The following is a 545-nucleotide window of genomic DNA, read 5'->3' on the forward strand; positions in this document are numbered from 1 at the left end:
CCTCTTAGTAAGGCGTTATATTTCAGGGAAAGGTTAGTGAAAATATTCACATTTAGTTTACTCATTTTTGCTTTTAACCTGCAAGCTGAAGACATTGTGTTTATCGGTTCGCCTTATTCAGTTGTTGAAAGTGAAAAATCATGCGACAAATTCGTTGAAAGTGGTATTTGTATGGATGCAGCCTTTGAATTGAAATACAACGTGATTGAGTGGTTTAACACTTCAAAAGAACCCGAGACAATTGAATTCATCGGATTTACTCACTCTACAGGTTTACCCAAGTACACATCTTTTAACTATGCCTTAATTCATTTAAAAAAAGTTAGAGGCCACTATTTAGTAAAGGGGGTAAAACCAATCGTAGAGTTGGGTGATGAATACATTATTTGTGTTAATGAACAGGTCAGATATAAAGAACAATGTTCTAAAACACAGACAATAAAAGACTATTTAGGCTCGTTGTAACTGAAATATAACAAGAATTTAAAGTGGGACTGCTAACAGTTTGCTCGGTTTCGCTTCGCTACACATTTTAGCAAACTGGT

Annotated in this window: 1 protein-coding gene; it reads left to right on the forward strand. The window is 34.9% G+C overall.

All coding sequences use genetic code 11. The features are described from left to right. On the forward strand, positions 1–465 hold a 465-nt coding region (locus CJF42_RS25900), incomplete at its 5' end, for a hypothetical protein (RefSeq protein ID WP_212668875.1). Between the last annotated feature and the right edge of the window lie 80 nt (positions 466–545).

The sequence above is a fragment of the Pseudoalteromonas sp. NBT06-2 genome, from assembly GCF_002276045.1.
Classification (GTDB): Bacteria; Pseudomonadota; Gammaproteobacteria; order Enterobacterales; family Alteromonadaceae; genus Pseudoalteromonas.